Origin of the sequence: Yersinia sp. J1, assembly GCF_050586585.1 — a bacterium.
GTDB classification, from domain to species: Bacteria; Pseudomonadota; Gammaproteobacteria; order Enterobacterales; family Enterobacteriaceae; genus Yersinia; species Yersinia entomophaga.
Genome location: NZ_JBOBDP010000010.1, coordinates 113,103 through 121,433, shown reverse-complemented (window position 1 = coordinate 121,433; position 8,331 = coordinate 113,103). Strand labels below are relative to the sequence as shown.

The following is an 8,331-nucleotide window of genomic DNA, read 5'->3' as shown; positions in this document are numbered from 1 at the left end:
CAATGTCATGTATATTTATCATACTGCGATGGGATAAGCGATGGAAAAATCAGGAAAATCGATAAAAATGAATGGGCCGTTTAAGCGGGATACTTACAACCTTGCGAAACGCAGCTCCTGCGTTCTAACGGCCGTGTACATAATAAAATAAGTGGCAGACTTAGTAATAACGCTGCCAGTATAGCCACCCAAATCATAGAGAAAATCGGGTAATTCTGTTGCTTTAAGAAATGGGAAATGGTGTTTTGTTGGTGGAGTTAAAGCCCCTGCGAGGTCTTGAGCTGGATTGTATTCTGTCCGACCTGCAATAATGGCATAGCGATATACTTCACTACAGCGTTGACGGACTTTACGCATTTTTTCCAATGCTCCGCGCCGTTCCATTTTTTTAAGTACATCTAATAACTCTAGAGGTTTAATTTCAGCTATAGGTCGCTTACCGATATAAGGGAATATATCTTTTTCAAACGTACTTAAAATTTCTTCTCGATAGCGCATTGACCATCTATCAGCTCTGGCCTTATGCCATTCACAAGCTATAGCTTCAAAAGTATTTGAGGTGGCAATTTTTAAAGCCTGCTTTTCTGCCTTTTTGGTTTCTCTTGGATCACCACCTTCAGCAATGACTCGTCTAGCCGCATCCCGCTTTTGACGGGCCAAGGCAAGCGATACATCTGGATAAACACCTATGGAGAGCAGCTTTTCACGGCCGAGTACTCGGTACTTCAGCCGCCAATAACGAGACCCATTAGTTTTGACCAATAGATAGATAGAGGCCACCTCCATCAGCTAGCTTATAGGGCTTATCCTGCGCTTTAGCCGTACGCACCTTAACATCCGTTAGGGGCATTATTTCTCCTTCTGGGGGTATCAATTATTTAGGGGGAAAAAGCACCCCCAAAAATACCCCAATATGGGGGTAGATTTCAGTAGACACTGATTGACATCAAGAGAGAATGAAAACAAGGTAACCATTGGTTTATATGATATTTTATTGACATGGGTTGACGTAAAAAGAGGACCTTTGGCGGAAGATCACAGGAGTCGAACCTGCCAGGGACCGCTGGCGGCCCCATCTGGATTTGAAGTCCAGCCGCCCCACCGGGAGCGATGATCTTCCATAGATAATCTTTATGTAAGCTAGCGATTATAACGCGTTTATTCAACAAGGTATTAGAAATCAGTCAGGCATTTTCAACATTGTTAAGTTGAGCAGAAATCTGCGTAACCCTTGGTAAAAGTGAGTTTTTCTCCGTATGGCAACCATACAAAAACCTACTGTTGGCAGCCTTTGCCCGTAAACCATGGCGACAGTCTGCCCAAATATTCCCCAAATATTCCCCAAATTCGCTGCAACCTTATGAACCAGAGATAATCGCACGGCAAATTGCCCCGTGGCAGCTAAAGCTCAATTCTGGATGAGCACCGTAATCATTGATATAAGTGATAACCGGCGAGGGGTAATTTTCTGCAACCAGTTCGCTGCTGGACATAGGTGCGACCATGATTGCAGGAAAATCCTCTTTTGCCGCCGCTCCGCTTCTGGCCGCCAAGCCGATTACCGTCAGATAATAGGGCGTCGGATTCTCGAGCCGATATCCCTGAGCAGTTTTGTGCAATATGACGCGCTGCTGCCAGATTTCATCGGGCTGCGGCACAATACTCAACGGGCGGTAAAACAGCTTTATTTTGGTTTGTAGCGCTACCTGTATCGCATCGGGAATATCGCTACGCGGCGGTATTTCTCGCAACGTGTAATAAAACAGCGATTCGCGATCCTGAGGCAATGTTTTCGCATCCAGTGTGGCATAAATGCGGACGATATTTTTTTCACCCGAATTCACCCTCTGTATTTCCGGTGAAACCGCCAACGGCACAGAGGTGCTCTGCGGAGCTACATTTTCGATCCACGATTGAGCCAGATAAGGCAGAGTTTTATTCTCATTCCGAATACTCAGGTTAACGAATCCGACATCAGCCGTATAAATAACTCTTGTACGATCCAGTACGATAGCGGCATTCGCCTTGTAACCAACGACCATCAAACAGGTCAATAGCGCCATTAATTGTATTTTTTTCATAGCGAGCCCATCCTTGCTTCAAATCATACATAACAGGACGCTATATCATTCCTCATATCATCAGTAACTAATCCGCCGTTCAGCATACTAATTGCAGCTTATATCAGTTAATGCATGGTTATTGTCATTAGCCTCGAAATAACCTGATATAAATAAGTAGAAAGAGGCGAATAAGTTAACGAAAGCTAATTATTTTTGATGACCGGAACGGGCCTGTGACATGTCTAAAAAACAGAAATTAGGCAGAAAAAAATATTTAAAACAACAAATTACCTACATCAACTCATTCAGATGGCGATTTCATAATGCGGTGACCCCCCCAAACTCTTTAGCCCGCAGTTATCTACGGGCATAGCTTGATCAACTGACTAATCTTCTTTTATCAATACGCTGTAATCCTATAGATAACAACATGCTACCACCCAACGCGAAAGCGAAAACATAGAAAATATCCAGCGCCGGATAGGCGGTAAAATCAAAGTGGTGGGTGCGCACAAAGTGAATAATAAGCGCGTGGAAACCATAAATCGCAAGAGAATGACCCGAAAGCCAGGTTAACCAGGCTCGTGGCTGGGAAAGGCAGTTTTTAAACCAGATTAGCAGAGACACCGCCGCAATAAAGACCAGCGGACTACAGTACATGTAGAAGGTATCTGCAAAATTTCCATTGATAATACTTTGTTTTTTTGTCGAAATGACGATCAATCCTACGCTCACGATAAAAGCGAACGCTGCTGCCCAACTTATCGATTTTCCTTCCGTATTCAGCATACCAATCGCCCGGCCTAGCATTGCGTATAGCAGGTAATAGAAAGTATCTCCGGAGATATACAGGTTTACAGGCAGTAAATGGAAACCATCGAGAGAGAACTTACCGGTATAAGGATTGGCAACCACCGCCAGCAACAGTATGACTACGGCAACGTAACGGCCGGATACAGGCTTGACGTTAATCAGCGGAGAAACCAGATACACCACGATTATGGCGTAGAAAAACCACAGGTGATAAAACACCGGCTTTTGCAAAATATTCTTTAATGAAGCCCAGCCGCCTATCGGCGTCAGTGTGGATATATAAATTAGAGCAATAGCACTATAAAAAGTCAGGCATAGACCGATGCGTATAAAATGCTTCTTACCGGCACTTTTTTCACCCAAAAACAGATAACCCGAAATCATAAAGAACAAAGGGACGCCAACCCGAGACATGGAATTCAGTAAGTTAGATAAATCCCAGCTGAATTCACCGACCGCTGCTCCGCTGGTGAGATAGTAAGTGGTGGCGTGAATCATAACCACCATAATGCAAGCCACTGCCCGCAAATTATCAATCCATCCAATTTTATTGGTCATGCCTATTCTCTGTTGCTCATGCATTTGGGCCAAAAAAGTTAACGATAAGTTATATACTAAGGGCGCTAAAAGTAACTCAAAAAGAAATACTCGCCCAAGGTAATTAAGAATCTACCTGCATGTAAATCGTTGCCATTATTCATTATTGGCGGCAAAATAGCCGTCCTAACTCGTCTCGACAGCTTTTCTCGCTGAGGCAGTTCCACTTTTCTTATTAATTATTAATAACTTAATCTATGCAAACTACGTTAACACCCGCGAAACCTTTAGGCCGCCGGGCGCTGTTGTTTCCCCTGTGTTTAGTCCTATTTGAATTCGCAGCCTATATTGCCAACGATATGATTCAGCCCGGTATGCTGGCAGTCGTCGCTGATTTCAACGCCAGCATAGAATGGGTTCCCACATCCATGACCGCCTATTTAGCCGGCGGTATGTTCCTACAATGGCTGTTGGGGCCGCTTTCCGATCGCCGTGGCCGTCGTCCGGTAATGCTGGCAGGCGTGGCTTTCTTTGTCATTACCTGTCTGGCTATTCTTTTGGTCAATACCATAGAACAATTTATTGCTATGCGCTTCCTGCAAGGCATTGGCCTGTGCTTTATCGGCGCCGTAGGTTACGCCACCATTCAGGAATCATTCGAAGAAGCAGTATGTATTAAGATCACCGCGCTGATGGCAAACGTGGCTCTGATCGCTCCGCTACTTGGCCCTTTAGCCGGTGCAGCCTTGATTCACGTTGCGCCGTGGCAAAGTATGTTTGTGCTTTTTGCGGTTCTGGGGGCAATTTCGTTCATTGGCTTATGGCGAGCAATGCCAGAAACTGCGGTGTTGAAAGGTGAAAAGCTCTCGCTTTCGGCCATGTGGCATGATTATAAGCAAGTGCTGGCTAACCGTCGCTTTCTGTGCGGAGCATTGGCATTAGGCTTTGCTAGCCTGCCATTGTTGGCTTGGATTGCACAATCGCCGGTTATTTTGATCAGTGGCGAGCAGCTATCGACCTTTGACTATGGTTTATTGCAAGTGCCTATTTTCGGCGCATTAATCATTGGTAACCTGACGCTGGCGCGTTTGAGTGGTAAAACCAGCATTCCTAAACTGATTAAACTCGGCGCAGGCCCGATGATCGGTGGGTTGATATTGGCCGCTGTTTCAACGCTTTATTCATCTCACGCCTATTTGTGGATGACGGCGGGTCTCAGTTTGTATGCTTTTGGTATTGGTGTAGCAAATGCCGGTTTGGTGCGTTTGACCCTGTTTGCCAGCGATATCAGTAAAGGTACGGTTTCTGCCGCAATGGGGATGATCAGTATGTTTGTCTTCACTTTGGGCATAGAGTTGGCGAAAGTCGCCTATCTGTGGGGAAACAGCGGTATCTTCAATCTTTTCAATTTAATCAGCGGCCTGCTGTGGCTGTCGCTGGTAGCAATATTTATTCGTAAACAGCCTGAAGCTGTAGCTGCGGAATAATAAACCTGGCACTGATGATGTGAACAGATGGGTTCGGCTAATGCTGAACCCATTTTTAATGGTCATGGAATCTATAAAGCATCGGTAGGAATGTATTCATCACAAAATACATCACTATTGATGTGTAATCTGGTAGTTACATCAGCACCGATGCACTAACAAAACATACCTCGGTCGCGCAGAATATGGTCGTTGCCACGGCGGCGGGTAAAGCCGCTGCGATCGAAAAATTCCAGAATTTGAATCGCTAACTTACGGCCGACGCCAAGGCTGTCGCGGAAATCCGCTGCGCTGGCGCTACCTTTGCTGGCATCCAGAGTACGAATCAAATCGGCAAACTGATAGATTCTGCGATTCAGATAGTAGCGATCCGGCACAATCGCGGTGATATGGCCCAAACGCGCGGCTTTACGCAATAATCCACGCATCGACTCTTCATCCATTTCCAGCGCTACGGCCAGATCCCGCACCCACCAAGGGTCACTTTCAAAATAAACCCGCGCACGCAGCCACTGTTTTTCCTCTTCAGCTGTAAACGCCAAACTGTGTTCAGGTAAATGCAGCCAGCCGCGCGTATTCGCTAATTCGCCGTCGGCAACTAATTGATCGATAACCCGATTAACCAAAGCCTCATCAAGCGTCGGTAAAGCCATGCGGCGCAGGCGGGCGCGGCCCAAGCCCAACTGATCGCTGTGCTGCTGATGGTAACTGGCGAGCACTTGCAGCAGGTTTTGCCGGGCATTTTCAGCCATCGCAGAGGAAAGTACGCTATCGCCAGCCACTAACTGTTGGCTGTCTGCCAATAGTTTATCGAGTTGTCCATCGGATAATTGACGTGCCCAGGCAAACTGTTGAATCGATACCGGCCCTTTATCCAATTGAAGGTTAAGGACTTCCGCATCTGTCGTGGCCTGAGCTAGCGCAGTCAGCCACGCCAAAAACGCCGGCTGCCGCTTACCTCTTTTCGGGGAAGACAGAGCGATGACTCGAGCGCCACCCAGGGTGTGCTTTGCCGCAATGTCACGCAGGATAAAGCGATCGTTTTCTGCCAGATACAGCGGTGTATCCAGCAATAATTCGGCCAACATCGGGGTTTCTGCGCCATTCAGCATGGAAACTCGACCGGTAATATGGCTAGCACCTTGATGTAAATGCAGAGATTGCCAATGATGCATCGGTGTATCCGTTGTGACTTCCACCAGCACCCGATCCTGCGCTTCCGGCGGCTGTCGCTCCAATAGCCAATCGCCGCGAGAAATTTGCTGTTTGCTGGTATCGCCAGTGATATTCAGCGCAATCCTTTGGCCAGCCTGTGCATGAGTGGCTGGCTCATTCTGCGAATGAATACTTCGTACCCGAACCGGACAATCGCTGCCGGTTAACCACAGAGTATCGCCAACGGCTACTTGCCCCGCTAGCAGCGTTCCCGTCACTACTAATCCCGAACCTTTCAGGCTAAAAGCCCGATCGATTGCCAGACGGAACCGCCGTTGAATACGTTGAGCATCGCTAGCCTGCTGGCTAAGCTGCGTCAGATGAGCGCGCAGTTCGTCAATACCGACTCCGCGGTTAGCAGCGGTGATAAACAGGGAAATCTGATCGGCAGCCCAGCCTTGCTGTGCCAGTTCGGTCAAAACCTGCTGGCGAACCTGCTCAATCTGTTGCTCATCGGCACGATCGGCTTTGGTTAACGCCACTGTCAGTTTTGGATGGCCACTGAGGCGTAAAATGGCCAAATGTTCATGTGTTTGCGCCATTACGCCATCGTCACAGGCCACTACCAGCAGAGCGTGATCGATACCGCCCATTCCTGCCAGCATATTGGACAGAAACTTCTCATGACCGGGAACATCAATAAAACCGAGACTACTGCCGTCGGGCTGTGGCCAATAGGCGTAGCCCAGATCGATAGTCATACCACGCTGTTTTTCTTCCGGCAAACGATCGGCATTTACGCCGGTTATAGCCTGTAATAGCGTGGTTTTACCGTGGTCAACGTGACCGGCGGTGGCAATAATCATCAAACAAGCTCCCTGAGCAAAGCATCTTCATCATTTAAACAACGTAAATCTAGCCACATGCGCCCATCCCGAAGATGACCGATCACCGGCTGATTCAGACGGCGCCAGCGGTTAGCCAGCGACAGCAGCGTACTACCCCGCCCGTCTTTAGGTGTGAAAGTTATCGCCCAACTGGGCAAACGATCGACCGGCAAGGAACCACTGCCAATCTGCGACCAGCATTCTTCGCTGGCAAGGTCAAAATCCGGATAATGCGCGCTAAGCTGCACTAATAGGCGCTCGGCGCTGTCACGCATCTCTTGCTGCGGACGAGTGAGTATGCGCAGCGATGGCAGTAAATCTGCCAACCGATCCGGTTGTTGATAAAGACGTAGTGTAGCTTCTAATGCTGATAGGGTCATTTTATCGACCCGCAGAGCGCGTTTGAGCGGGTGCTGCTGAAGTTTGGCGATCCAGTGCTTTTTGCCCAGAATAATCCCCGCCTGCGGCCCTCCCAACAATTTATCTCCGGAAAAAGTGATCAAATCGACGCCAGCGGCAATCAGTTGCTGCGGCATTGGCTCGGCAGGTAATCCGTATTGGGTCATATCGATTAGCGAACCGCTGCCCAAATCCGTTGCCGTCGGCACAGAAAATTCCTGCCCCAAGGCTGTTAGCTGAGATTCCGTTACCGCGGCGGTAAAGCCTTGAATACTATAATTACTGGTATGAACTTTCATCAGCAGACCGGTATTTTCGCCGATTGCCTGCCGATAATCCTTCAAATGAGTGCGGTTGGTTGCGCCAACCTCAACCAATTGGCAACCCGCCTGACGCATGACGTCAGGAATACGGAAAGCGCCGCCGATTTCCACCAGCTCACCACGTGAAACCACGACTTCTTTGCCCGCCGAGACCGCCGCCAGCATCAGCAGTACCGCCGCCGCATTATTGTTAACAATACAGGCGTCTTCTGCGCCGGTCAGTTCACAGAGCAAATCCGCTACCGCCCGATCCCGATGCCCGCGTCCAGCGTCACCGAGGTCATATTCCAGCGTCACCGCGCCGCGCATCGCCGCCGTCACTGCGTTAATAGCAGATTCAGCCAAAGGCGCGCGGCCAAGATTGGTATGCAATACCGTACCGGTCAGGTTGAATACGGGTTTCAGGGCGGGTTGGCGTTGGTTAATCCGTTGACGTAGTTCGGTAATCCAGCAGCTATGCCAGTGCGGCAGCGTCTGAGTCTGGCGGATAATCTCGCGGGCCTGCGTTTGCATTTTCCGCAGGATATCAGTGAGTAGCGTCGCGCCATATTCATCCAGCAAAGGAGCCATTTCTGGCTCCCGCAACAGACGGTCTATGGCAGGTAATTGGCTATAAAGTTGCTGAGGTTCTGCGCTCATAGTCACTCAAATCAGGGAGATAACGGAA

Annotated in this window: 5 protein-coding genes, 1 tRNA gene and 1 pseudogene; 1 reads left to right on the top strand and 6 read right to left on the bottom strand. The window is 48.5% G+C overall.

The features are described 5' to 3' along the window. Positions 1–99 precede the first annotated feature (99 nt). From ACQ4OC_RS14345 to ACQ4OC_RS14330, 4 genes and pseudogenes are all read right to left on the bottom strand, one after another. Positions 100–850 (bottom strand): annotated as a pseudogene (locus ACQ4OC_RS14345) (tyrosine-type recombinase/integrase); the annotation flags it as partial. A gap of 175 nt (positions 851–1,025) precedes the next feature. Further along, positions 1,026–1,120, bottom strand: a tRNA-Sec gene (locus ACQ4OC_RS14340). 238 nt (positions 1,121–1,358) lie between these two features. After that, complete coding sequence (locus ACQ4OC_RS14335) at positions 1,359–2,081, bottom strand: fimbrial biogenesis chaperone (RefSeq protein ID WP_064515855.1); 723 nt, start codon at positions 2,079–2,081, stop codon at positions 1,359–1,361. A gap of 360 nt (positions 2,082–2,441) precedes the next feature. Continuing rightward, positions 2,442–3,434, bottom strand: coding sequence for an acyltransferase (locus ACQ4OC_RS14330; RefSeq protein WP_064515857.1), 993 nt, complete (start codon positions 3,432–3,434; stop codon positions 2,442–2,444). 236 nt (positions 3,435–3,670) lie between these two features. Here ACQ4OC_RS14330 and ACQ4OC_RS14325 point away from each other — a divergent pair, with 236 nt between their 5' ends. Further along, positions 3,671–4,900: an MFS transporter gene (locus tag ACQ4OC_RS14325; protein ID WP_064515859.1), complete on the top strand. Its 1,230-nt coding sequence runs from the start codon at positions 3,671–3,673 to the stop codon at positions 4,898–4,900. A gap of 155 nt (positions 4,901–5,055) precedes the next feature. On the opposite strand, the gene selB is transcribed toward ACQ4OC_RS14325, so the two are convergent. Together selB and selA are read right to left on the bottom strand one after the other, a co-directional pair. Continuing rightward, a complete protein-coding gene (gene selB, locus ACQ4OC_RS14320) occupies positions 5,056–6,921 on the bottom strand; it encodes a selenocysteine-specific translation elongation factor (RefSeq protein ID WP_430971286.1) in 1,866 nt (621 codons plus the stop codon). Continuing rightward, entirely contained in the window at positions 6,921–8,303 is a 1,383-nt protein-coding gene (gene selA / locus ACQ4OC_RS14315) for an L-seryl-tRNA(Sec) selenium transferase (protein WP_064515862.1), read from the bottom strand. The genes selB and selA overlap by 1 nt, the downstream gene beginning before the upstream one ends. Positions 8,304–8,331 lie beyond the last annotated feature (28 nt).